The organism is Candidatus Devosia phytovorans (assembly GCA_029202405.1).
In the GTDB taxonomy this organism is placed as follows: domain Bacteria; phylum Pseudomonadota; class Alphaproteobacteria; order Rhizobiales; family Devosiaceae; genus Devosia; species Devosia phytovorans.
In genome coordinates this window covers 2,990,811-3,014,879 of sequence record CP119312.1, presented here as the reverse complement: position 1 = coordinate 3,014,879, position 24,069 = coordinate 2,990,811, and the positions used below count along the sequence as shown (strand labels likewise).

The 24,069-nt window shown below is 62.9% G+C and carries 21 protein-coding genes; 10 read left to right on the top strand and 11 right to left on the bottom strand.

Features of this window, described 5'->3' with window-relative positions; translation table 11 throughout:
* The first annotated feature begins 61 nt into the window (after positions 1-61).
* Positions 62-937 carry a LysR substrate-binding domain-containing protein gene (locus P0Y65_14905; protein ID WEK03476.1) on the top strand — a complete coding sequence of 292 codons (876 nt, stop codon included), beginning with the start codon at positions 62-64 and terminating at the stop codon, positions 935-937.
* 597 nt (positions 938-1,534) lie between these two features.
* Here P0Y65_14905 and P0Y65_14900 read toward each other — a convergent pair.
* From P0Y65_14900 to P0Y65_14875, 6 genes are all read right to left on the bottom strand, one after another.
* The gene (locus P0Y65_14900; GenBank protein ID WEK03475.1) at positions 1,535-1,909 is read right to left on the bottom strand and encodes a hypothetical protein; all 375 of its coding nucleotides are present in this window, start codon (positions 1,907-1,909) and stop codon (positions 1,535-1,537) included.
* 89 nt (positions 1,910-1,998) lie between these two features.
* On the bottom strand, positions 1,999-3,288 hold the full coding sequence (locus tag P0Y65_14895) for an amidohydrolase family protein (GenBank protein ID WEK03474.1): 1,290 nt from the start codon (positions 3,286-3,288) through the stop codon (positions 1,999-2,001).
* 14 nt (positions 3,289-3,302) lie between these two features.
* The gene (locus P0Y65_14890; GenBank protein WEK03473.1) at positions 3,303-4,250 is read right to left on the bottom strand and encodes an ABC transporter permease; all 948 of its coding nucleotides are present in this window, start codon (positions 4,248-4,250) and stop codon (positions 3,303-3,305) included.
* A gap of 2 nt (positions 4,251-4,252) precedes the next feature.
* On the bottom strand, positions 4,253-5,335 hold the full coding sequence (locus P0Y65_14885) for an ABC transporter permease (GenBank protein WEK03472.1): 1,083 nt from the start codon (positions 5,333-5,335) through the stop codon (positions 4,253-4,255).
* A complete protein-coding gene (locus tag P0Y65_14880) occupies positions 5,332-6,843 on the bottom strand; it encodes an ABC transporter ATP-binding protein (protein ID WEK03471.1) in 1,512 nt (503 codons plus the stop codon). Before P0Y65_14880 ends, P0Y65_14885 begins: the two co-directional genes overlap by 4 nt.
* A gap of 49 nt (positions 6,844-6,892) precedes the next feature.
* Positions 6,893-7,822, bottom strand: a complete 930-nt coding sequence (locus P0Y65_14875; GenBank protein ID WEK06808.1) for a BMP family protein — start codon at positions 7,820-7,822, stop codon at positions 6,893-6,895.
* Positions 7,823-8,257: 435 nt separating this feature from the next.
* Here P0Y65_14875 and P0Y65_14870 point away from each other — a divergent pair, with 435 nt between their 5' ends.
* The 7 genes from P0Y65_14870 to P0Y65_14840 are packed head-to-tail and all read left to right on the top strand — an operon-like array spanning position 8,258 to position 16,152.
* A complete protein-coding gene (locus P0Y65_14870) occupies positions 8,258-9,415 on the top strand; it encodes a transporter substrate-binding domain-containing protein (protein ID WEK03470.1) in 1,158 nt (385 codons plus the stop codon).
* Entirely contained in the window at positions 9,412-10,011 is a 600-nt protein-coding gene (locus P0Y65_14865; GenBank protein WEK03469.1) for an ANTAR domain-containing protein, read from the top strand. Before P0Y65_14870 ends, P0Y65_14865 begins: the two co-directional genes overlap by 4 nt.
* The gene (locus P0Y65_14860) at positions 9,992-10,903 is read left to right on the top strand and encodes an ABC transporter permease (protein ID WEK03468.1); all 912 of its coding nucleotides are present in this window, start codon (positions 9,992-9,994) and stop codon (positions 10,901-10,903) included. The genes P0Y65_14865 and P0Y65_14860 overlap by 20 nt, the downstream gene beginning before the upstream one ends.
* Positions 10,900-11,820, top strand: a complete 921-nt coding sequence (locus P0Y65_14855; GenBank protein ID WEK03467.1) for an ABC transporter permease — start codon at positions 10,900-10,902, stop codon at positions 11,818-11,820. The genes P0Y65_14860 and P0Y65_14855 overlap by 4 nt, the downstream gene beginning before the upstream one ends.
* 24 nt (positions 11,821-11,844) lie before the next feature.
* The gene (locus P0Y65_14850; GenBank protein WEK03466.1) at positions 11,845-13,461 is read left to right on the top strand and encodes an ABC transporter substrate-binding protein; all 1,617 of its coding nucleotides are present in this window, start codon (positions 11,845-11,847) and stop codon (positions 13,459-13,461) included.
* Positions 13,451-14,395, top strand: coding sequence for an acetamidase/formamidase family protein (locus P0Y65_14845; GenBank protein ID WEK03465.1), 945 nt, complete (start codon positions 13,451-13,453; stop codon positions 14,393-14,395). Before P0Y65_14850 ends, P0Y65_14845 begins: the two co-directional genes overlap by 11 nt.
* Entirely contained in the window at positions 14,392-16,152 is a 1,761-nt protein-coding gene (locus P0Y65_14840; protein ID WEK03464.1) for an ABC transporter ATP-binding protein, read from the top strand. The genes P0Y65_14845 and P0Y65_14840 overlap by 4 nt, the downstream gene beginning before the upstream one ends.
* 648 nt (positions 16,153-16,800) lie before the next feature.
* Here the strand turns inward: P0Y65_14840 and P0Y65_14835 are convergent.
* The 5 genes from P0Y65_14835 to P0Y65_14815 all read right to left on the bottom strand — a co-directional run bounded on the left by P0Y65_14835 (position 16,801) and on the right by P0Y65_14815 (position 21,669).
* On the bottom strand, positions 16,801-17,607 hold the full coding sequence (locus tag P0Y65_14835; GenBank protein ID WEK03463.1) for an ABC transporter permease: 807 nt from the start codon (positions 17,605-17,607) through the stop codon (positions 16,801-16,803).
* A gap of 1 nt (position 17,608) precedes the next feature.
* Positions 17,609-18,427 (bottom strand): ABC transporter ATP-binding protein, encoded by an 819-nt coding sequence (locus P0Y65_14830; protein ID WEK03462.1) that lies wholly within the window; start codon positions 18,425-18,427, stop codon positions 17,609-17,611.
* A gap of 33 nt (positions 18,428-18,460) precedes the next feature.
* Positions 18,461-19,249 carry an SDR family oxidoreductase gene (locus P0Y65_14825; GenBank protein ID WEK03461.1) on the bottom strand — a complete coding sequence of 263 codons (789 nt, stop codon included), beginning with the start codon at positions 19,247-19,249 and terminating at the stop codon, positions 18,461-18,463.
* 79 nt (positions 19,250-19,328) lie between these two features.
* Positions 19,329-20,333, bottom strand: a complete 1,005-nt coding sequence (locus P0Y65_14820) for an ABC transporter substrate-binding protein (GenBank protein ID WEK03460.1) — start codon at positions 20,331-20,333, stop codon at positions 19,329-19,331.
* A gap of 313 nt (positions 20,334-20,646) precedes the next feature.
* The gene (locus P0Y65_14815) at positions 20,647-21,669 is read right to left on the bottom strand and encodes an amidohydrolase (GenBank protein WEK03459.1); all 1,023 of its coding nucleotides are present in this window, start codon (positions 21,667-21,669) and stop codon (positions 20,647-20,649) included.
* A gap of 183 nt (positions 21,670-21,852) precedes the next feature.
* Here P0Y65_14815 and P0Y65_14810 point away from each other — a divergent pair, with 183 nt between their 5' ends.
* Both P0Y65_14810 and P0Y65_14805 read left to right on the top strand, forming a co-directional pair.
* Positions 21,853-22,548, top strand: coding sequence for a GntR family transcriptional regulator (locus P0Y65_14810; GenBank protein ID WEK03458.1), 696 nt, complete (start codon positions 21,853-21,855; stop codon positions 22,546-22,548).
* Between the two features lie 25 nt (positions 22,549-22,573).
* A complete protein-coding gene (locus P0Y65_14805) occupies positions 22,574-24,007 on the top strand; it encodes an MFS transporter (GenBank protein ID WEK03457.1) in 1,434 nt (477 codons plus the stop codon).
* Positions 24,008-24,069 lie beyond the last annotated feature (62 nt).

The following is a 24,069-nucleotide window of genomic DNA, read 5'->3' as shown; positions in this document are numbered from 1 at the left end:
AGCATGGCCCCAGCGCTCGGCTTATTGACAAGTGCGCCGCTTCATCGTGACTAAGGCTCACATGAAAAATCGCAAGAACCTCCCTGTTGCGGCCCTGCGGGCCTTCGAGGCGGCCGCTCGGCATGGCCAGATGCCTTCGGCTGCCACTGAGCTTGGGGTCAGTCATGGGGCAGTGAGCCGGCATGTCAGTCATCTCGAGGCCTATATTGGGGCCAAGCTGTTTGAGGGACCGCGCAGGCGTCCCAGATTGACTGCGGAGGGACGGCTCTTTGGCTTTGCGATAACATCTGCCTTTGATCAGATCGAGGATGCGCTGCGCATCATTGGCCGCGCCGATGATGGCATTCTGGATGTCGGCTGCCTCAGCACGCTGGCTATGCGCTGGCTTATTCCACGCCTTCCTGACTTCACCGCGCGCCATCCCCGTTATGACGTCCGGCTGGCAACAGATACCCGGCAGAACCAAAGCCAGCTCGACGTTCAGATTTTGGCTTTACCTCCGGCGTCTGGCCTCCCGGAAAACAGCTCGCTTCTGTTCCGCGAAAAGCTGGCGCTGGTGGTCGCGCCGTCGCTGGCTGCGGGCGGGCCCGCCGACATCCTGATGCTGCCCAGGCTGGAGGCACGAACCCGTCCGGATGCTTGGCGTGAATGGATGCGCCTGACGGGCACGGACGGGGCAATGGGCAGCACTCTGGTCTTCGATCACTACCATATGACCATCGAGGCCGCGCTCAACGGCCTGGGGTGCGCGATCGCGCCTTGGCACCTGGTGGCGGAAGACGTTGCCTCCGGTCGCCTGCTCACGCCCTTCGGGCTCGCCGATAGCGACCATGTCTATGCCGTGCAACTGGCCCGGCCGGGACGGCCCAAGACCGAGCACTTCGTCAAATGGCTCAAGGAGGCGGTCCATCAGGATAGTCACATCTTTCGGATATGAACCGGAAATCTGGCCTGCGGTGCTGAAGACGAGGATTAGGAGAGTCCGCTTTCGAGATGGCGGACGGAGGGCGCTAACGGCCGAAATGGGCTCGGCATCAGACTGAGAGGTCCGGGCGAAAGGATTCCGGAGGCTCTGGGGTGGAAGGCAGACTGGCGGCTTTTAGGCGGTCTCGCCTACTAAACGGACGCTCTCCCTAGCTGGAGCCAGCCACTGTTTGCCTTAACGCGAAAGTGTCTTTGTTGCTGGCGTAAACAAGGTTTCCATTGGCATCGATAAACGCTTGGAGAACAACACCAATCCTTTTGGCGACCGCGACCGACGCGGCGTTGTCTGGATGAATTATATGAACCGACTCATTCCAACCGAGCGCGTCAAAGGCCCATTCCAGACAACGGACTGCCGCCTCGGTGGCGTATCCTTCGCCCCAGGCATCACGACTGAATGCCCAGCCGATTTCCTGTCCTGCCCATCCAGGTGGGAACCAAGCGCCAGTTCGACCGATCCAACGGCCAGTCGCCTTCTCTATCACTGAGAAATTGCTATAGCCTTGGACACTCCACGCGCCCGCACAAAGGCACATGTTGCGCCAATCGTCTATTTTGCTGCGGCGCGGATTTCAGACAGGATCTTTTCGAGAGGCTTGTAATTGGGTGGCGTCTTCTGGGCCGCCTTGCTGTCCGACCAGCGCTCGGCCTTGCGCCTGAGCATTTCCAGACCCTCTTCGGTAAAATCGGCCTCGAACAGTTCGCCATCCACGAACTCGCCTTTGGCATCGAAGGGGCTAACCGTGATCAGGCCATTATCCCAAAAGAATTTCCGCATCGCGATCACAGAGTTACGGACCATCGGCTGCATGACGGGATCGGCGGTTTCCCGACCGTCTTCCGTGATGACGATATATCGTCCTACAATTTTTTCGACGGACGACCATATCCGCCGTCTTCTAATTTCCGCAGTATTTACATTCACTAATCCAACCTCATGACTTGTGATCAGTGGCAGCTCTGTGGATACAGAGTTCGCAAGACGGATGGCCGAAATGGGGTCGGTAACTCCCGCTATCGGAGCTTGGGACCAATCATAGCTGGGTTGAGCCGTTCTGGTCGACCGTTGAGGCTCAGCAGGCTTTCGCGCGGCTGGGTGCGCGAAATCACCTTGCCGCCCTTGATCACGGCCAGCCGTGTGGCCTTGAGCCGGATCGCCTCGATAGGATCGGCAGCCTGCAGCAACACCATGTCGGCCCTGCAACCAACCTCGAGGCCATAGCCATTAAGGTGGAGGATTTCCGCCGGGCCAGTGGTGACGGCGGCAAAGCACTGGCGCATGGCGTCGCGGCTGGTCATCTGCGCCACATGAAGGCCCATGGAGGCGACTTCGAGCATGTCGGCCTGGCCCAGCGAATACCAGGGGTCCATCATGCAGTCCTGTCCGAAGGCGGCGGTAATGCCATAGGTCAGCATTTCGGGAATGCGCGTCATGCCGCGGCGCTTGGGATAGCTGTCGTGCCGGCCCTGGATGCCGATGTTGATATTGGGGTTGGCGATGGCCGCGACGCCTGCTTCGGCCATCAGCGGCAGCAGCTTGCTGACATAGTAATTGTCCATCGAATGCATCGACGTCAGATGTGATCCGGCCACGCGGCCGCCAAGACCCAGGCGCTGGGTCTCATAGGTCAGCGTCTCGATATGGCGGCTCAGCGGATCGTCGGTCTCGTCGCAGTGGAGGTCAACGAGCAGGGCGCGCTTTTCTGCAATCTCGCAGAGCGCCTTCACACTCGCCGCACCATCCGCCATGGTCCGCTCGAAATGGGGAATGCCACCAACCACGTCGACGCCCATGTCCAACGCCCGGTCCAGCAGCTCAACGGCGCCAGGATAGCGGTAATAGCCGTCCTGCGGGAAGGCCACGAGTTGCAGGTCGATATAGGGCGCCACGAGGCGCTTCACTTCCAGCAGCGCCTCGACGCCGAGCAGCCGGTCGTCGCAGATATCGACATGGGTGCGGATGGCCAAAAGGCCCTGGCTCACCGCGAGGTCGCAATAGGCCAGCGCCCGCTCCACCAGTGCTTCCTGCGTCAGCAGTGGCTTGAGTTCGCCCCAGATCTGGATGCCTTCGAGCAACAGGCCGCTTTCATTGAGCCGCGGCAGGCCGAGCGACAGCGTCGCATCCATATGAAAATGGCAATCGACGAAAGGCGGCGACACGAGCTGCCCACCGGCGTCGATCACCTCGCCCGCCTCACCACCCAGATTGGCTTCCACGGCGGTGATGCGCCCGCCGGCGACGCCGATGTCCACGCCGGTATGGCCATCGGGAAGAGTGGCATTGGTGAGTTTCAGATCGAACACGACGAGCCTCGGAGTTAGTGTCGCTGGCCCTTGAACCAGGGCTGCAGCAGGGCGCGAGGATAGTCGGCCCGACGGGCGACCAGCACAAGCGCAACGATGGACAGAAGATAGGGCAGCATCAGGAAGACCTGGCCCGGAACGACCTGGCCGATTTCGGCCTGCAGCCGGATCTGGAAGGCGTCGAAGGCGCCGAACAGCAAAGCCCCCAGCAGCGCCTTGCCCGGCTGCCAGGAGGCAAACACCACCAGTGCGATGCAGATCCAGCCACGGCCATTGACCATGCCGAAGAAGAAGGCGTCGAAGGCCGACATGGTGAGGAAGGCCCCGCCCAGCGCCATCAGCGCCGAACCGGCAACCACCGCTCCGATGCGCAGCCCGCGCACCGACAGGCCCTGCGCCTCGACCGAGGCGGGATTATCGCCGACGGCGCGGATGGCGAGGCCAAGCGGCGTGCGATAGAGCACGAAGGCAACCAGTGCGACGAGGATCACCGCCAGAAAGGTCAGCGGCGTCTGCTGGAACAGCGCCGGCCCAACAAAGGGCAGATCGCTGAGGCCGGGAATGTTGATCGGCTGGAAAGGATTGATGCGCGGCGGCGAGGTCACCGTCGGCAGCGCCGTGCGATAGGTGAAATAGCTCAGACTCGTGGCCAGCAGCGTGATGCCGATGCCCGACACATGCTGCGACAGGCCGAGGATAACCGTCAGCACCGCATGCAACAGGCCGAAAACCGCCCCGGTCAGGAGCGCAACCAGCACGCCGCCCCAAAGGCCCGCTCCGAGATAAACCGCTAGCCAACCGGCCATGGCGCCCGCAACGAAAATGCCCTCAATGCCAAGATTGAGCACCCCTGCGCGCTCGCAAATCAGCGCCCCCAGCACGCCAAAGATCAGCGGCGTGGCGATACGGATAGCGGCGGCCCAGAAGTTGGCGGAACCGAAAATGTCGAGCAACACATCCATGGCTATGCTCCCGCGACCGGCGCAGCAGTCCGCTCGTAGCGGATGCGGAAGCGCAGGAAAAAACCGCCCACCAGAACGCAGAGCAGCGACAGCGCCACCACCAGATCGGCCAGATAGTTGGAAATGCCGGTGGCCCGGCTCATCGAGTCGGCACCGACGAAGACGGCCGCCACGAAGATCGCCGCAAACACCGTTCCCACAGGCGACAGACCCGCCAGCATGGCGACGACAATGCCCGAATAGCCAAAGCCCGGCGACAGGTCGGCCGAGAGATAACCCTTGACGCCGGCCACCTCGCTGACGCCGGCCAGCCCCGCGAGGCCACCCGAGATCAGCGCCACTTTGAGCATGGTCGCATCGACGGCAATGCCGGCGAAGCGCGCCGCCGCGCGGTTTTCGCCCACTGCCTTGATCTCGAAACCGAGTACGGTCTTGCGCACCAGAACCCAGAGCAGGATTGCCGCAGCAACGCCGACCACCAGCCCCCAATGCATGCGCAGGCGCGGCACCAGCTTGTCGAATTTCGCTTCAGCCAGCAGCGGCACGGATTGCGGCCAGCCCATGGACAGCGGGTCCTTGAGCGGCCCCTCCACCAGCATCTGTATAAACAGCAGCACCACGAAATTGAGCAGGAGAGTGATAACCACCTCGTCTGCGCCGAAGCGCTGCTTGAGCAGGGCCGGCAGCACCATCATCAGCCCGCCGGCAATGAAGCCAGCAATCATCACCGTGGGGATCAGCAGCATGGACGGCATCTGCAACAGGCCCGAGCCCACCAGCACCGCCGCCAGCGCGCCGATATAGAGTTGCCCCTCGGCGCCGATATTCCACAGGCGCGCGCGGAAGGCTACGGCGGCGGCAAGGCCGGTGAGGATCAGGGGCGTTGCGCGGTTGAGCGTTTCCGAAAGGGCGAACATCGAGCCGAAGGCGCCCTGGATGATCAGCCCATAGGCGGTGAAGGGCGAGCCGCCGGCGAACATTACCGGGATGGCCACCAGCAGCAGTGCGGCGAGGCCGGCGCCGAGCGAAACCAGGAGCTTGAGCGTAACCGGGGCATCGGTGCGGGCTTCGAGGCGAAGGCTCATGCTGCCTGCCCTGCCATCAAAAGGCCCACGGCACCGCGATCGAGCCGGTCGGACGGCCCGGCATCGGTCACCTCCCCGGCATGCACCACAAGGAAGCGATCGGCCAGGGCAAACAATTCGTCTAGATCCTCTGAAATCACCAATACGGCCGCGCCATGATCGCGCGCGGCGATGATACGGCGATGCACTTCGGACTGCGCTCCGACATCGAGGCCGCGCGTCGGCTGGTTGGCGAGGATGACGCGCGGTTCGCGCTCCAGCACCCGCGCCAGGATGAGCTTTTGCACATTGCCGCCCGACAGCAGCCGCGCCTCGGCATCCGGACCGGGGCAGCGGATATCATAGGCTTCAATGGCGCTGGTCGCCCGCGCCTGCATGGCCTTGCGGTCGAGCAGGCCGAGCCGCGAAAAGCTGCCACTGCGCACCTCCTCGATGGCAATATTGTCGGCAACACTCATGGTGCCGACCACGCCATCGTGCTGGCGATCTTCGGGCATGCGGGCCACGCCCGCCGCCACCAGCGCCCGCGGGTCGGGTCTGGTTACGGGTTCGCCATAGAGCAGCACGGCTCCGGCATCCGGCACGGCAAGGCCTGAAATGAGCGCGGCAATGCCACCCTGCCCGTTGCCAGACACACCGGCCAGGCCGACGATCTCCCCGGCCCGCAGCGCGAAACCGACATCACGCAACGACTGCCGGGTGGAACCCTGCCGCAGGTGCACGCCGGAAAACTCCAGCAGCGTCTCGGCTGGTCTCGCAGCCGTGCGCGTCACCTCGGCCACCGCCTTGCCCACCATAAGGTCGGCAATCGCACGGCGATCGGCATTGACCGTCACCAGTTCACCGGCCTTCTTGCCGCCGCGCAGCACGAGGATACGCGTCGAGACCGACAGCACTTCGCCCAGCTTGTGGGAAATAAAAATCACGCCCAGGCCATTGGCCGCCAAGCGCCGCAGCACGGTGAACAGGCCCTCGGATTCCTGCGGCGTCAGCACCGCCGTGGGTTCGTCAAGGATCAGCACCCGGACATTTCGATAGAGCGCCTTGAGGATTTCCACCCGCTGTTTTTCGCCCACGGTGAGGCTTGCCACGCGGCGGTCAAGATCGACCTCCAGCCCGCTTTCGGCAATGATCTGCCGGACCTTCGTCCGCGCCGCTGCCTTGCCGCCCAGGGCAAACAGCCCTTCCGTGCCAAGGCGGATATTGTCGAGGCCGGACAGGTTTTCGGCCAGCGCGAAATGCTGATGTACCATGCCGATACCGGCCTCGAGCGCGGCGCCGGGTGAGCCGGGCGGCAGCACCGTACTATCGACCCGCACAATGCCCTCGTCCTGCACATAATGGCCGAAGAGGATGTTCATCAGCGTGGTCTTGCCCGCACCATTCTCGCCCAGCAAGGCGAGGATCTCGCCGCGCTGCAGGCTCAGGTCGAGCTGGTCATTGGCCACCAGCCTGCCAAAACGTTTGGTGATGCCCTCAAGCGAGAGAACCGTGTCTGTGCTGGTCATGGCGGCTCCAGGCATACGAGACCGGGCGCCCGCAGGCGCCCGGCAGAAATCAGAGAGTTGAGGACGGCTCGGCGTCGTTGATCTCGACCTTGAAACTGCCGTCGAGAATTTCGGCTTCCTTGGCCTTGGCGGCGGCGACCACATCGGCACCGGCCAGGGCCTCGTCGACCACAAGGCTCGAACCGCCATATTCCATGAAGGCATAAATGCCGTAATCGGACGCTGTGAAGCTCCCCCCCTTCACATCGGCGATCGCCTTGTCGATCATCGGCGTGCCGTCCCACAGCGCGCTGGCAAGGATCGTGCCCGGATAGTCGGCGGCGGTGTCGATAACATTGCCGATCGCCAGAATGCCGCGTTCCTTGGCGGCGTCGGAGACACCGAAACGCTCGGCATAAAGGATGTCGGCGCCAGCATCGACCATGGCGAAAGCGGCTTCCTTGGCCTTTGGCGGATCATACCAGGAGTTGATGAAGCTGATCGAGAACTTGGCGTCCGGATTGACCGACAGGGCGCCAGCCATGAAGGCATTCATCAGGCGGTTGACCTCGGGAATGGCGAAGCCGCCGACCATGCCGATGACATCGGATTCGGTCTTGGCGCCGGCAATCATGCCCGTCAGGTAGCTTGGCTCCTGGATGAAATTGTCAAACGTGGCGAAGTTCGGCTCGACCGGCGGCAGAGACGAACCCATCAGGAAGCTGATCTCGGGATAGTCAGCTGACACGGCACGTGCCGGCGCCTCGACGGCAAAGGCCTCGCCGATCATCAGCGCCACGCCCTGCTCGGCATATTCCCGCATCACGCGCTCATAGTCAGTCGCCGTGGTGTTTTCCGAGTAAACATATTCGATCTCGCCGCGCTCCTGCGCGGCCACCAGCGCATTATGCAGCCGGCTGGCCCATTGCTGTTCGACCGGCACAGTCCAGACGGCCGCGATCTTGATCACGTCCTGTGCAAAGGCTGCGCCCGAGAGCATCAAAGCCGTACCCAGCGCCAGCGTCGATACAAAGGCGCGTCGTCCAAACCGCAATCGATCCATCATTTCATTTCCCCGTTCTGTGCAAAAAACGCCCACTGCACTGCGCTGCCTATCTAGCAAGCAAAGCTCAATCGCGCGCAAGGGCATCGGATGGATTGGCTGTGGAATGAACCGGAGATGGTCAGCGTCAAGGCGGTCCACCAGGAAGCAAAGGAATGGGTGCCGAAGGCACCGACACCAAGCCGCGAAGGATGATCGGATGCCCAAACATTGGGCGCCTAATATCAACAGCGTATTATTTCGCCGTTCCCTTGACTCCGGCAACGCGGGTCTGCACTATCCGGACAACATTTCGACTTCGGGCATTTGGGCCCCACTTTGGACCGCGCATCGCCGGTCTGAGTGGGGCCCTTTTCATTGGTGGACCTGACGATGGCTTTGGGGAACGCAATTGCGGTCGGCGTGCTGTTTTCAGCAAGCGGCCCCTATGCGGCGATCGGACGGGAAGGCCTGCTGGGCACGCTGACCGCGATCGAAGAGATCAATGCGACCCAGCACTACGGACTTTCGCTCACCGCGGAGGTGCGCGACCCGCGCGGAGCCACCGAAAACTATGCCCCCATGTCATCCGAGCTGGTGGCGCATTCGGGTACCCGCCACATCCTGGGCTGCACCACATCATGGAGCCGCAAGGAAGTGATCCCGGTTCTCGAAAAGACCCGGACGACGCTCTGGTATGCCTGCCCCTACGAAGGCTTCGAGGCCAACGAACAGGTAGTCTATCTGGGCGCCTGCCCGAACCAGCATGTGCTGCCCCTACTGGCCCATATCCTGCCGCGCTTCGGCGCCGACGGCTTTCTGGTTGGATCCAACTACATCTGGGGTTGGGAGACCAATCGCATCGCCCGTGACGCCATGGAGACCGCCGGCGGCACGGTGGCCGGGGAACGCTACATATCGCTCGGCGACCGGGACATCGGCCATATCATCGATGAAATCCGACGCAAGCGACCGGCTTTCATCCTCAATACGCTGATCGGTCCCTCCTCTCACGCATTCCTTGCCGCCTATCATGCTTTGGGGCTCGAGGATGCTGCCTTCAGCCAGGCCAACCGGCCGGTGCTGAGCTGCAACCTGGCCGAAAGCGAGCTGGCACAGCTCGGCCCTCTGGCCAGCGGGCAATATGCCATAGCGCCCTACTTCCAGTCCCTGCCGTCAGCCGAAAACCGGCGCTTCCTCGATACGGTCCGGCGCTTTGCGCCAGACGTCACCCATGTCTCGGCCTTCTTCGCGCAAGCCTATACCGCCGTGCATCTGCTGGCCGCCGCCATAGCGACTTCCGGAACGGACGAGGGCCAGCAGGTCTTGGCTGCTGCGACCGGGCGCATCTCCAGGGCGCCGATCGGCGAGATCGAAATCGACGCCACCAACAATCATTCGGTCCTGACGCCGCGCATTGCCCGAGCGACACCCGAAGGGTTCGAGATCGTCGCCGGAGCGGCAAGCGTCATTCGCCCCGACCCCTATCTGGCCCGGTCATCGACCGCGTCCGGCCGTCGCCTGGCCTCTCACCTCAAGGTGGTCAAATGAGCCGCCCGGTCCCCACCCCCAGTTTCGACGGCCAACGCGCGCTGATCCTGCATCGGGCGCATCCGCTGGTCGATGCCCTGGTGCGCCAGCTGACCCAGCTGGGCATCAGCCACGAGCTATGCTGGCCCGACCTGACGGTTCCGGCGCTTCCGTCGGACCTTCTGTTCTACGATGCCGACATGGGGCATGACGGCCAGTTTCCCTGGCACGCTGGCGATCTGCCCATGCCGGCCATTGCCCTGATCGGCTCTGAGGCGCCAGGGCGTCTCGCCTGGGCCATGCGCATGGGCGCTGACGCACATCTGCTCAAACCGATCGGCAGCGGCGGGGTTTTCTCCGCACTGGTAATCGCTACTGAAGCCTTCGCACGACGCTCGGCGCTGCGCGACGAGCTGGCGGGCTTGCGGGGCCGGGTCGACAAACGGCAGGTTCTCGCCGAGGCGACGGCCTGCCTGATGCTGCAGCACAATATCTCGGCCGACTTGGCTTATGCGCAGCTGCGCCGCGACGCCATGCTGTCGCGCCTTTCCATTGAAGACATGGCCGAACAGGTCATCTGCCGCATGCGGGGTGTCGATGTCCGTCATCGCTCCTGACCTCGGTCCTGCCGCTGTTCCCACGCGACCAATCCGTGCCAGATCGGTGCTGGGACGCCTCGTGCGCCGTCCGCTTGCCACGATCGGCCTTGTCATCGTCGCGCTGGTGGTGATCTGCGCGCTTTTTGCCCCCTGGCTGACCCCACACGATCCGAACGAGCAGTTTTTCGAGGGACTGACGCTCGAAGGCGCGCCGCTCGCCCCCAATGGCCAGTTCTGGTTCGGCACCGACCTGCTCGGACGTGACCTCCTCAGCCGCCTTATCGTCGGGGCGCAGACCTCGCTGGTGATCGGCGTGGTGGCCAATGGCATTGCCGTGGTGATCGGGGCGCTGGTCGGAATTACCGCAGGCTATTTCCGGGGCGTGGTTGGCGCCGTGCTGATGCGCTTCACCGATCTGATGATGAGCTTTCCGGCCCTGTTGCTGGCCATCGTGCTGGCGGCCATCTTCCGGCCCAGCCTGTGGATCGTCGCGCTGGTCATTGCCATGGTCAACTGGGTACAGATCGCACGCGTGCTCTATACCGAGACGCGCTCGCTCACCGAGCGCGAATTCATCGAGGCGGAGCGCTCGCTGGGCGCCGGGCCCGGGCTGATCCTCTGGCGGCATGTGCTGCCGCATCTGGTCTCGACCATTGTTGTCTGGGCAACGCTGGGCATTTCGACCACGGTCCTGCTCGAGGCCACGCTTAGCTTCCTCGGTATCGGCGTACGTCCGCCCACCCCGAGCTGGGGCAATATCATCTTCGAAAACCAGACCTATTTCGCCACGGCGCCCTGGCTGGTCTTCATTCCCGGTGCCGCCATCCTGCTGCTGTCGCTGGCCTTCAACCTGTTGGGCGACGCCCTGCGCGACATCCTTGATCCAACCCAGCAGGGGAGGTCAGCATGATCCGTTATGTCGCGGTCCGCCTCGGCCAGTCCGCCCTGATCCTGCTCGGCATCAGCCTTGTGACCTTTGTGCTGCTCTACCTACTGCCGGCCGATCCGGTGCGCCAGATCGCCGGCCGCAGCGCCACGGCTGAAACCGTCGCCAATATCCGGGCGCAGCTCGGCCTCGACCTGCCGCTCTGGGAGCAATACTGGCGCTATCTCTCTAACCTGTTGCAGGGCAATCTCGGCCGCTCCTATCTGCAGAAGACCGAAGTGGCCGAACTGGTGGCCGCGCGGCTCCCCGCCAGCCTGCTGCTGATGGCCGGCGCCATCGTCTGCGAGCTGATCATCGGCCTCACCATGGGCGTGCTGGCTGCGGTGCGCCGTGGTGGTTTCCTCGACAATGCGCTGATGGTGGTGTCCTTTGTCGGCGTCTCGGCACCGCAATTCGTCATCGGCATCCTGCTGCTCTATGTCTTTGCCGTGCAGCTGGGTTGGTTCCCCATCGGGGGCTACGGCACCTTCCACCACCTCGTGCTCCCGGCCCTGACCCTGGGTGTGCTCGGCGCTGGCTGGTATGCCCGCATGATGCGCTCGTCCATGCTCGACGTGCTGCGCCAGGACTATATCCGCACGGCCCAGTCCAAGGGCCTGCGCGGTCGCATCATCCTGTTCCGCCACGCCATTCCCAACGCCATCCTGCCCATCGTCGCCATGATCGGCATCGATATCGGCATGTTCATGAGCGGCATCGTGGTGGTGGAAAGCGTCTTCGGCTGGCCTGGCATCGGCCAGCTGGCCTGGCAGGCCATCCAGCGCGTCGACATTCCCATCATCATGGGCGTCACGCTGATTTCGGCCTGCGCCATCGTTATCGGCAATCTCATCGCCGACCTCGTCGCCCCCCTCATCGATCCGCGCATCAAGCTGCGCTGACACATTCAACAGGAGAGACAATTCATGCGCAAACTGCTGCTATCCGGTGTGGCCCTTGCCGTACTGGCAATCGCCTCACCCGCCTTCGCCCAGGACGAAAAACAGGGTGGCTCGATGATCGTCACCTACAAGGACGACGTCGCCACCCTTGATCCGGCCATCGGCTACGACTGGCAGAACTGGTCGATGATCAAGTCGCTGTTCGACAGCCTGATGGAATATGAGCCCGGCACGGCGACGCTGACCACCGACCTTGCCGAAAGCTACACCATCTCGGAAGACGGGCTGACCTATGTGTTCAAGCTCCGCCCCGGCGTCAAATTCCACAATGGCCGCGAGATGACGGCGGAAGACGTCAAATATTCGCTCGACCGCGTCACCGATCCGGCAACCCAGAGCCCCGGCGCCGGCTTCTTTGCCTCGATCGAGGGCTATGATGCCGCCACCGATGGCTCGGCGACCGGCCTCTCGGGCGTCACTGTCGTCGATCCGCTGACGGTCGAGATCAAGCTGACGCGCCCGGATGCGACATTCCTCCATGTCGTGGCGCTCAACTTCTCCTCGGTCGTGCCCAAGGAAGCAGTGGACGAATTCGGCGCCGATTTCGGCAAGCATCCCGTGGGCACTGGCGCCTTCTCGCTGGGCGAGTGGACGCTGGGCCAGCGACTGGTCTTTGCCCGCAACCCGGACTACTGGAAGGCCGGCGTCCCCAAGATGGACGAGATCGTCTTCGAGATCGGCCAGGAACCCACCGTGGCCCTGCTGCGCTTGCAGAATGGCGAGGTCGATATCCTGGGTGACGGCATCCCGCCGGCGCAGTTCCTCGAGGTCAAGGACAGCCCGGACTACGCCGACATGATCATCGAGGGGGGCCAGCTGCACACCGGCTACATCACGCTCAACGTGACGACGCCCCCGCTCGACAATCCCGACGTGCGCAAGGCCATCAACATGGCCATCAACAAGGATCGCATCACCCGCATCATCAACAATCGCGCGGTCATCGCCAACCAGCCGCTGCCGCCTTCCATGCCCGGCTATACTGAAGGCTATGAGGGCTATGCCTATGACGTCGAGGGCGCCAAGGCGCTGCTGGCCGAAGCTGGCCTCGCCGATGGCTTCAGCACCGAGCTCTATGTCTATAACGTCGACCCCAATCCGCGCATTGCCCAGGCTATCCAGCAGGATCTCGCCGCCGTCGGCATTACCGCTGACCTGCTGTCACTGGCCCAGGCCAATGTGATCGAGGCCGGTGGCGCCGGCACGGCCCCCATGATCTGGTCCGGCGGCATGGCCTGGATCGCGGACTTCCCCGATCCGTCCAACTTCTACGGTCCGATCCTGGGCTGCGCCGGCGCCGGTGACGGTGGCTGGAACTGGTCGAAATACTGCAACGAAGAGCTCGACGCCAAGGCGACGGCAGCTGACTCGCTGGCCGATCCCGCCCGCGCCGAAGAGCGTTACGCAATGTGGAGCGACGTCTATACCGCCGTCATGGAAGACGCACCCTGGGTGCCGGTGTTCAACGAACAGCGCTTCACCATGAAGTCGGCGCGCCTGGGTGGCCCTGACGCCATCTTCGTCGACCCGGTCCATATTCCCGTCAACTACGATTACGTGTTCGATAAAGATGTGCAGTAACTGCGACTACACGATCCACGCCATCCACCACAATCACGGGTGGGATCATTCGATCCCGCCCGTCGAGCGGGTGTCGCCGGGCTCCACCGTCTATTTCGAATGCCTCGACAGCGCCGCCGGACACTTCAAGCCCGGCAGCACCGCCGCCGACGTGGGAACGCTGGATTTCACCAAGGTCAACCCGGTCACCGGCCCCATCTTCATCGAAGGGGCACAGCCTGGCGATGCCCTCAAGATCACCTTCGAGGCCTTCGAGCCGTCCGGCTTTGGCTGGACTGCCAATATCCCGGGCTTCGGCCTGCTGGCGGACCAGTTCAAGGACCCCGCGCTGACACTATGGTCCTATGACAAGACGACCATGTCGCCGGCCGCCTTCTCGAAAAACGGCAAGGTGCCGCTCAAGCCCTTCTGCGGCGAGATCGGCGTCGCTCCGGCCGAACCGGGCCGCCACTCCGTGGTGCCGCCACGGCGCGTCGGCGGCAATCTCGACATCCGCGACCTGACGGCTGGTACGGTGCTCTATCTGCCCGTCGAGGTCGATGGTGCGCTGTTCTCGGTGGGAGATACCCACGCGGCACAGGGCGATGGCGAAGTCTGCGGCACGGCCATGGAAAGCCAGATGAACGTCACACTCAAGTTCGATCTGGTGAAGGGGGCAAATCTCAAGATGCCGCGCTTCACAACCTCGGGCCCGGTGACCAATCATCTCGATGCCAAGGGCTATGAAGTGACAACGGGCATCGGGCCGGACCTGATGACCGGAGCCCGCGATGCGGTTTCGGGCATGATCGACCTTCTGGGCAAGCTATACGGCCTTTCCGCCGACGAGGCCTATATGCTCTGCTCGGTCTGTGGCGACCTGCGCATTTCCGAAGTCGTCGACATGCCCAACTGGGTCGTCAGCTTCTACTTCCCCAGGATCGTCTTCGAGTGAACCCGACCGCTCCATTGCTGGATGTGCGCGACCTCGTCACCGAGGTTGCGACACCCACCGGTCCGCGTCGGGTCGTCGACGGGCTGAGCTTCAGCCTCGAACGCGGCAAGACGCTCTGCATTGCCGGCGAATCCGGGTCGGGCAAATCGATGACCGCCCTGTCGTTGATGGGCCTTCTGCCGCGTCCGATGGCGCGCCTAGCAGGCGGCTCTGCCCTGTTCAAGGACAGGGACCTGTTCTCGCTCTCGGCCGAGGGCTTGCGCGGCGTTCGTGGGCGCGAGATCGGCATGATTTTCCAGGAGCCGATGACCTCGCTCAATCCGGTGCTGACCATCGGGCGGCAATTGACCGAAGCCATCGGGGCCCATGCGAGTCTGTCGTCTGCCGATACAAAAGCCCGCGCCCTGGCGCTGCTCGACCAGGTGTGCATCCCCGAGGCCGCGCGCCGACTGGCCCAATTTCCCCACGAGCTATCGGGTGGCATGCGCCAGAGGGTGATGATTGCCATCGCCCTGAGCCAGAAGCCCGACATATTGATCGCCGACGAACCGACAACAGCATTGGACGTGACGGTACAGGCTCAGATCCTTGGACTGATCCGCGAGCTACAGCAGGAGACCGGCACCGCGGTGATCCTGATCACCCATGACATGGGTGTGGTCGCCGAAATGGCCGATACCGTCCTTGTGCTCAAGGATGGTCGGCAGGTCGAAGCCGCCCCGGTCAGGCAGATCTTTGCCGCGCCTGCCGCACCATACACGCGGACGCTGCTCGATGCGGTGCCGCGCCTCGGCGCCATGGCCGGCACCACCCTGCCGCGCCGCGCGACCGAACCGGTAAAACCGCGCTGCGCCGTGGTCGAAGTCGACAATCTCAGTGTTCGCTATACTATCGGCGGTGGCTGGCTGCAGCGCGACAAGCGCCGCGTCCACGCCGTGGAAGGCCTGTCATTCAGCCTTTACGCCGGTGAGACCCTGGCGCTCGTGGGCGAAAGCGGCTGCGGCAAGTCGACGACGGGCCGGGCCCTGCTGAACCTTGTCCCCTTCACGGGTGACATCAGGGTCAATGGCCATCACATCGCCGGACTCACTCCGGCGCTGATGAAGCCGATCCGTCGTGACATCCAGATGATCTTCCAGGATCCTTATGCCTCGCTGGACCCGCGCATGCGCGTCGGGGACCTGGTGGCCGAACCGCTGAAAATCCATGGCCTTGCGACCGGTAGCGCCTTGACCGATCGCGTCGAATATCTCTTCAAACGGGTCGGCCTGCCACCAGAGGCCGCAGCGCGCTATCCGCATGAATTCTCCGGCGGACAGCGCCAGCGCATCTGCATTGCCCGGGCCCTCTCCCTATCGCCGAAGATCATCGTCGCCGACGAAAGCGTTTCAGCTTTGGACGTCTCCGTGCAGGCGCAGGTGCTCGACCTGCTGCAGGATATCCAGAACGAAACCGGTATTGCCCTGCTGTTCATCTCGCATGACATGGCGGTGGTCGAGCAGATCAGCCACCGTGTGGCGGTTATGTACCGCGGCCGCTTCGTTGAATCCGGGACGCGGGCGCAGATCTTCGAAAATCCTCAGCACGCCTACACCCAACGACTAATGGCCGCGGTCCCGATCCCAGACCCTACAAGCAAACGCCCAGCTGTCGCACCACTCGAGGGCACGACTGCCGGCGTTGTACATGCCCATACCTACGTAGCACCACCGGCCACCTATCGAGACATAGGGGCGGGTCATCTCGTTTTGGAGTAGCAGCAGAGGCTTGGCTTCGTGTTTCGCGGTGGCACGACAACCTATACCTTGTAAGAGTTTCCGGGCTGGCGGGATAGGCGCCATAGATGGTGAGAGACGAAGCGCCCTTCTTTTCGTCGATCACCCTGGTGGTAAAATAGCAGGGATGCCTATTGGTAACCGGGGAGCCGGCGTGCAAGGCAATTCGACCCCGTTGCCGTCGCCAACATAGAGCTCCAGTAGACGGCCGATCAAAGAGCAGCTTTGTACAAGCCGTCGCTGCACTGAGGCGCAAATGGAGCGTCTAGGCGTGGCCACGTTAGAGCCCGCGAAGTCTCTGCATCGACTCAATGCAGGCAGGTGCGCCGTATATCCCGCCAGGAGCAGCACCTGTGAAGGCTCCGCTACTGGCCCTCGCCAACCTGTTTCTTTGCCCAGGAGGAGTTGGCCGATGTGCGCCCAGCAACTGGCCGAAGCGTTTTAGGCTACCGTGATGTCCACTTGATAGGCCAATCCGCGACCACTTAATGGCAGCTTTCAGGCTGTCGAAATCTGCTTTTGATTGGCCGAAATAGGGTCGACAAAAGACCGGCGGCATTGGGGTCGAAACCTGAGGAAGCACGGCGCCCTGTAGAGCGCCGTGCCTGGTTACATCACGCTCTGTCGCCTTCAGCGCGCGATACGGCGCCAGGGCATGGCGAGGCGTTCGATCTGCTCGAGTATGGCGAAGAAGGCGATGCCGATGACGACGATGAGGATGATCGCCGCAAACTGCCGGGAGATGTTGAAGCTCGCGCCGGCCACCAGGATCACATAGCCCAGACCGGCGTTGGCGCCGACGAATTCGGCGACGATCGCGCCGATCACCGACATGGCGGTGGCAAGCTTGAGGCCAGCAAAAATCGAGGGTAGGGCCTGGGGAAGGCGAAACTTCCAGAAGATCTGCCAGTTCGACGCGCCCATCGACTTGGCCAGATAGATCATCTCGCGCGACGCCGAATTGAGCCCCATCACCGTATTGACCACGATGGGGAAGAAGGTCTGGAGGATCACGATGACGATCTTGGGTGCCATGCCATAGCCGAACCAAGTCAGCAGCAGTGGCGCCACGGCGACCATGGGCACGGTCTGGCTGGAGACGATCAGCGGGTAGATCGTGCGCTCGATCACCTTGTTGTAGACGATGAGCACGGCCAGCGGGATGCTGATCAGCACTGACAGCGCAAAGCCGAGCAGCACTTCGAACAGCGTCACGCCGGCATTGGGCAGCAGCCTGTGGCCATAGTCGATGAACTCCTGGCCGATGACGCTGGGGGCAGGCAGCATGAACTCCGGCACATTGCCGATGCGGACCACCAGTTCCCAAAGCACGACGATGATCAACAGGCTCCAGGCCGAGGGCGAGATCCAGCCGAGGGCGCGCAGCGCGGGATTGGGGCGGGTTTCCGCGATGGGTTCGTCAGCGACAACAGCCATATCAATACTCCTCCCGGAACACGCCGAGACCCTTGAAGATATCGGTCAGTTCACGCGTATATTCGTTGAATCTCTTGTCCTCGCGCATGGCGAGACGCCGGGGGCGCGGCAGGTCGATATCGATGATGCGCTCGATCCGGCCGGGGCGTGGCGACATCACCACCACGCGGTCGCTGAGAAAGATCGCTTCGGCGATCGAATGGGTGATGAAAAAGACCGTCATGTCCGATTCAGCGCAGAGCCGCAGCAGGTCGATCTGCAACTGGTCGCGCGTCATGGCATCGAGAGCGCCGAAAGGTTCGTCCATCAGCAGCAGCGGCGGTTTGTGCAGCAGTGCGCGGCAGATCGAGACGCGCTGACGCATGCCGCCCGAGAGCTCCTTGGGATAGGCACCCTCGAAATCCTGCAGCGACACCATCTTGAGCAGCTGCCGGGCACGCTCTGTCGCTTCGCCCATGTCCGACTTGCGGATCTCGGCCTGGATCAGGATGTTCTGCAGCGCGCTGCGCCATTCGAGCAGCACGTCCTGCTGGAACACCACGCCGGCATCGGGATTGGGTCCGAAAATATCCTTCTTGCCTACGGTGATCCGGCCCTTGGTGACCGTATCTAGCCCCGACAGCAGCATCATCAGCGTGCTCTTGCCGCAGCCGGACGGGCCGAGCACCGATACGAATTCACCCTTCTTGATGGTGAGATCGATCTCCTGCAGCGCCTGGACCTTGCCGCTGCGCGTGGTGAAGGATTTGGACACGCCCGAGATCGAAATGTGCTTTTCGGGGGTGCTTTGCATGCTTTCGGCGGATGGCATGGCGTTCATGGGTGCTGGCAGCCCTTCGGCCACCTCTCCTGATCAGATCGAACGGATCGCGCCGCCGTCCACGCGCACCAAGCTGCCGGTGACATAGCTCGCGGGGGCGCTGGCAAGGAAGGCGACGACGGCGGCAAACTCTTCGGGCGTGCCATAGCGGCCGGCCGGAATGGTGGCGGCGGATGCCTTGGCGATATCGGCAATATCCCTGCCGGATTTGCTGGCCTGTGCGGTGTCGATCGACTGGGTGCGTCCGGTGGCGATGCGTCCGGGCAGCACCATGTTGACCGTGACGCCGTCCACTGCAACTTCGCCGGCGAGGCTCTTCATGAAACCGACAAGGGTCGAGCGCAGCGCGTTGGAGATTGGCAGATGCGGGATGGGCTGCACCACGCCGCTCGAGGCGATGGTGATGATGCGACCCCAGCCCTGAGCGCGCATCGACGCCACAAGGTCAAGGCTCAGCGCCACGACCGGCTGCACCATGGCGGCAAAATGGATGGCCATGGCCTCAGTCGTGATCGTGCTGGGCGCACCGGGCGGTGGGCCGCCGGTATTGTTGACGAGAATATCGACGGCGCCGCCGAGTTCCTGGGCCGTGCTGGAAATGGCTGCCGCTGCACCGGGGTCGGCGAGATCGGCCACGGCGATGAAGCAGCGTTCCTGCTGTTCGGCGGGCAATGCGGCGCGCGCGGCTTCGAGCCGCTTTGGCGACCGGCCACTGATGGTGACACGGGCGCCCTCTGCCAGAAGGGCCTGGGCACTGGCCAGGCCAAGGCCTTGGCTGGCTCCGAGAACAAGGGCGTGCCTGTCGTTAAGTCCGAGATGCATGAATGGTCCTGTGGGGGCAGTGGCCCCGATAAAGCAGAGGGCGACGCCGGCCTGCCGGCATCGCCCCCGAAACGATTGACTATTCGGCGGGCAGGAAACTGCCGTCATAGATATCGGCAGGTGTCAGGCCCACCGGCATTTCGCTATAGTCCTCGAGCAGCGAAATGGTCTGCAGGATGTCGGCTTCGGCGATCCAGCCATAAGGCTTGCCCTCGGACGCAGCGGTATGGGCATAGGGCGGCATGACGCGCAGTTCGAGCTCGATCTGCTCCTCGTCGGAGTCCGGACGGGCTTCCATCATTACGGCGAGAGCTTCTTCGGGATTGGCCTTGGCCTCAGCCTCGCCCTTCTGCAGGGCAGCGAGGAAGCCGCGCACCACGTCGGGATTTTCGGCAAGGTAGTCCTTGCTGACGATGACGCTGGAGCCCAGAATGTTGACGCCATAGTCGGCGAACAGCAGCGGCGGGTCGATCGGCTTCATCGCGGCGACCTTGTCGCCGTCGGGATTAGCCCAGCCATTGATGAAGTCCACATCGCCATTGAGCAAGGCAACACGGTCACCGCCACCATTGATGATGATGACTTCCACAGTGTCCATGTCGACGTCATTGGCGGCTGCGAAGGCGCGGATCATGCCGTCCTCGAAATTGCCGGCGTCCGTGCCCAGTCGCTTGCCTTCGATATCCTTGGGCGTGGTGATGCCCGAGCCTTCGAGGCTGATGATCGAAGTCGGGTCCTTCTGCACCAGACCTGCGACCACGATCATGGAGTCCGCGCCGGTCTGCTGCTGGGCCTGCGCCAGCACACCGAGGCCGGCAATGCCAATATCGAAGTCGCCGCTGCCGATGGCCTGGATCGTGCCGGTGGAGCCGTTGCCGTCAACGATGTCCACGTCGAGGCCGGCTTCAGCGAAATAGCCCTTGGCATCTGCCATAAAGATCGGTGCGTCCACGCCGCCTGCGATCCAGGCCAGGCGCAGGCTGACCGGCTTCAAATCCTGGGCGAAGGCCGGCGTCAGGCTGGCGGTGGCCATGAGCGCGGATCCCAGGATCGGCAGCACGGCGCGCGTCAAATTCTGTCTCATGATGTTCCCCGTTGTCGCCACTTCTCCGTATGGCATTCGGACGGTATGCCAACGGAATATCACATGTCAACCGCGTTGCGCCGAGATTGGGCATCACGTGTTGGCTGATCAAATCGTGGGCAAAAGGATGAAATCTGAATCAGTGGTGTGGTTGTGATATCCGTCTGCAAGGAATTGATATGTCTCGTCAAATTCTAGTGCAGGCGTTGCGGCTGCCTGTCTCGCCTAACAAAAATGCTGACCACGCGCAGACAGCCAAAAACAAAGCGGGAGGCCTTTCGGCCTCCGCTCCAATAGGTTGGTAGTGAAAGCCTCAGGCGCGCAGCACGCCCGCCTTGGTCATGTTGGCCAGTGCCTTTTCCTGTACGGGCGTCAGTTCGGCATAGGTCTCGAAGGCTTTGTCTGCCAGCTGGTTGGCCGGGTAGAGATCGGCCGTTGCGTAGTATTCGCGATACATCTCGAAACGGGTGCGCATCAGGCCATTGCCCATGTTCGTGTCGCGGCGGGCCTTCTGCAGGGCATCAATGTCGATGATCGCCGAGCAGGCCACCGTCTCCTGATCGCCCTCTTCGAAGGCCAGGTAATTGCCGTTGAAATCGACGATCTGCGAATGACCGCCGCGTTCGGTGTCGGAGAAGCCGATGGCGCCGGAAATATTGGCGCTGATCAGATAGACCATGTTCTCGGCGGCCCGGCAGATCTTGGCGGCGTTGGCGCGGGCATTGGCCGGCTCGTTCGACGGGTGGATGATCACCTCTGCGCCGCGCAGCATCAGTACGCGGCTAAGTTCGGGCACCAGCACTTCGCCGCAGGGATAGATGGCGAGGCGCCCCAACTCGGTGTCGACAACCGGAAAGATGCCGTCTTCGCCGTAGGTCTCGCGATATTCCTCTATGATGTCATGCGGGGAGGTCCAGCTCGCGGTGTTGATGCGACGATAGCGCAAGATCACTTCGCCCTTGGGGTCGAGCAGGAAGGACGAGTTGAAGTAGCGATCTGGCCACTTCGGGTCGACCTCGAAGTGATTGCCGGCAATGTAGATACCGAACTTGCGCGCCACATCCGCCAGGCGATCGGTGATCGGTCCGGGAATGGTGGTGCAGGCCTTCTCGATCCATTCGCTGACGGGAGTCGCGCGCGGCGGGCCCTGGAAGGCAAACTCTGGCAGCACGATCAGCTTGGGTGGATTTTCTCCGCTGCAAGCCTCTTCGATCTTGGGAATGGCATTGGCCAGATTGGCGTCGATGATCGCCCAGGCCTCCGCCTTGTTCGTGGCGTTGCTCGCCACCTTGCTGTCCATCTGCACGCATGTTGCCCGCCACGGTGTAATCGCCATTGCCATCTCCAGACCAAAATCCACATAAGGTGTTCCAATGGCATACCAACGGCACACGGACAAGGTCAAGGCTTCAGTGGGCTAGTTGTCTCACTAAATATGACAAGTGCAATCAACTATTGCCTGCCTGCGTTGACAGGAGGTATATCAACGGTCTACCAGCGATACACGAGAGGGCGCGAAATGACCTTTATGGACTCCCCGGAGCTATTAGATAGAAGTCCGGTCGCCGCTGTTGCCGAGCCGAGCCTCAGCGAATTTGCCTACAACCAGATCCTCGACCTGATGCTGGCCGGTCACTTGCCGGCTGGGGCGGTGCTGCAGGAACGTCGGCTGGCCGAGATGCTATCCATCTCCCGTACGCCGGTTCGTGAGGCACTGGCCCGGCTGGAAGTGGAATCGCTGGTCTCCCGCCGACACGGTCGCATGTTGTTTGTCGCCGATGTCAGCGTGGAAAGTTACATCAGCCTGCTCGACATGCGTCGCATCCTGGAAGTGGAAACGGCCGCCCGCGCTACCGGCAAATTCGATCCCCTGATTGCCAATTCGATTGCCGAGGCGATCGAGGAGTTGGTGCATCTGCCCCGGATTACACCCGCCCAGCATTGGGCGGTGGACGATCTGGTCCATTCCAGCATTGCCGACGCCGCCGGCAATCCCATGGTTGCCGCCTCGATCCGCGACCTGCGGCGGCGCACCCATATCTTCAATACGTCGCGTCTGCCGCATCGGCTTCTTGTCGGGGCCGGCGAGCACAAGGGGTTGATCAATGCGGTCATGGGCGACCATCCTGAACTGTCGCGGCGTCTGATGGCGCAGCATCTCGACAATGTCCGCGAAGCCATCATCGATTTCATTCTCGGTCGCCGCCCCAGCTGAGGCCGGCCTTTTTCAGAGTTTTGCCATGACGACTTCGCCTGTCGACGCGACGGCTGCAGCTGCCACGCGAAAGGAGCGGCTCGTCATTGGCGCGGTCATGCTGGCGCTGTTCATGGCCGCGCTGGAGCAGACCATCGTCGGTCCGGCCATGGGCAAGATCACCGCCGATCTGGGCGGTGGCGCATTGCTGCCCTGGGTTGCCACGGCCTATCTGCTTTCAGCCACTGCTGCTTCGCCAATCCTGGGTGCCATCGCCGACCTGCGCGGACGCCGCGTCGCGCTATTCGCCTGTGTCGGGCTGTTTCTTGCTGGCTCCATCCTTTCGGCTCTTGCCAATAGCCTCCCCATGCTGGTCGCGGCACGGGTCGTCCAGGGTATCGGGGCAGGTGGGCTGACCTCGCTGCCCTTCGTCGTCATCGCCGACAAGGTGCCGATGTATCGCCGAGCGGCCTACAGCGCCTATATTTCCACCATCTATGCCGTGGCCAGCATCTTTGGCCCTGTGGCGGGTGGCTTCCTGTCCGACTACGTGCATTGGACCGCTATTTTCTGGATCAACGTCCCGATCGCCATCCTGGTGATTATCGCGGTCGTTCTCCTGTTCGAACCCGAGCCCGACCGTCACAGCCAGCGCTCCATCGACTTCCCCGGCGCCCTGCTGCTGATCGGCGGCACGGTGAGCAGCGTGCTCTGGCTGAATGCCGTGACAGGCACGGAAACTGCAGCCCTGCTGCATCCGCTGTTGCTGGCAGCGCTGGCCCTGCTGTTCTGGGCCGGCTTTGCCTGGCGCATGCTGCGGGCCAGTGCGCCTCTCGTGCCGCTGCATATACTGACTGACAGGACCATCCTGCTCTGCGCGCTCGGCCTGCTCTGCTGCCAGGGCAGCAATCTGGGCATGGCCGTCTATCTGCCGCTCTACTACCAGCAGGCCTTCGACCTCTCCGCCAGCCAGGCCGGCTTTGCCATCCTTGGCTTGCTCTGCGGCATCATGTCGGGCGCCTATGTGCCGCCGCAACTGCTGCGGCTCAACCCGCACTACAAGCCTCTGGTGGTCGGTGCTGCCGCCTTGGCGCTCTGCGGCGCGCTGGCCCTGACGGCCGTTCTGGCGTGGTCGCCGACGCTGGTCGGCGTGGAGATCGCCAGCGTGGCACTGGGTCTGGGCATCGGCTCGGCCTATCCGATTTTCACCCTCGCCACCCAGAATGCCGCCGGCTCCAGTCGCATGGGCGCGGCCATCGGCGTGCTGGGTTTTATGCGCGCCATGGGCGGTACGATCGGCGTGGCGACCGTGGGTGCGGTCGCTGTGGCGTCGGGCCTGACGCGTGCGGAAGGTGTGGTGGACCCCGGCATCCCGATGTGGACCATTTCGCTTGTCGCCTCCGGACTTCTGGCGGTGTGCCTGTTGGCCCTCAGCATGCTCCCCTCACGCGCGCTCGACGGCTACTCCAAGGCAAAATAGCGCAAAGCAAAGGCCGGCTTCTGAGTGCGGAGCCGGCTTGGCCTGGGATGACGATGTTTCGT